The organism is Streptomyces sp. NPDC055103, from assembly GCF_053607625.1.
The window spans coordinates 1-1,112 of the sequence record NZ_JBSGTX010000196.1; the positions used below are offsets into that span (position 1 = coordinate 1).

The 1,112-nt window shown below is 66.5% G+C and carries 1 protein-coding gene; it reads left to right on the plus strand.

What is annotated here, in order from left to right; genetic code table 11:
• The first annotated feature begins 42 nt into the window (after positions 1-42).
• Entirely contained in the window at positions 43-1,089 is a 1,047-nt protein-coding gene (locus ACWFR1_RS40480; protein WP_453561164.1) for an IS630 family transposase, read from the plus strand.
• Positions 1,090-1,112: the final 23 nt, after the last annotated feature.

Below are 1,112 nucleotides of genomic sequence, written 5' to 3' on the forward strand. Positions count from 1 at the left end.
TATTGATCCGAAACGCTTTGAGTTCAGGCTCGTTGACGGTGTGTGAGTGATCTGGTGGGGGATGCGCGGGCCTGGTCGCCGGACGCGCAGGAGGCCGTGCGGTTGCTGGCGGTGTCCGCTCTGGTGGAGGGCCGGGACCGGGTGGAGGTCGCTGCCCTGTTCAAGGTGTCGGTCAAGGCCGTGGACAACTGGTGGGCGAAGTGGCAGACCGGCGGCCGGGACGCACTGCTGTCGCGCCCGCGAGGCCGTCGTGTGGGCGAGCATCAGGTCCTGTCCGAGGCCGAGCAGGCTGCCGTCCGGCAGGCCGTCCTCGACCACATCCCCTGTGACCTGGGGCTTTCTGGTCAGCTGTGGACACGCAGGCAGATAGGCGAGCTGATCTTCAAGCTGTACCGGGTCCGGTTCACCGAGCCCGGAGTGGGCAAGTACCTCAAGCGGTGGGGGCTGACCTTCCAGCGTCCGGACAAGCGGGCGGTCGAGCAGGATCCGGAAGCCGTCCGGGTCTGGCACGAGGAGACCTGGCCGGCGATCCGTGCCAGGGCGAGGGCGGAGAACGCCGAGGTTCTCTTCGGCGACCAGGTCGGGGTCCGCTCGGACCAGGTCACCGGCCGCACCTGGGGCGCCAAGGGTGCCACTCCCATCGTGCGTCGCACTGGGAACCGGTTCTCCGTGAACGCGATGTCCGCGATCAGCACAAAGGGCCGGATGCACTTCATGGTCTTCACCGAGACCTTCGACGCAAAGGTCATGTGCCGCTTCCTTGACCGGCTCGTCAGGCACTTCGACCGCAAGGTCCACCTGGTCGTCGACCGGCACTCGGCCCACCGTTCGAAGGCCGTCCGGACCTGGCTCGCCGACCACAAGGACGAGATCGAGCTGCACTTCCTGCCCTCGTACTCACCTGAGCTGAACCCCGACGAGCTGGTCAACGCCGACCTCAAGCGCAGCCTGCCCCACACTCATCGAGCCAGGAACCAGGCCGAACTCGCCGCCGAAACCCGCCGGTTCTTCCACCGCCGACAACGCCAGCCCCACATCGTGCGCGGATACTTCGGCGGCCAGCACGTCCGCTACATCCTCGACGAGTGAACCCCATGAGTTTCTGATCAATA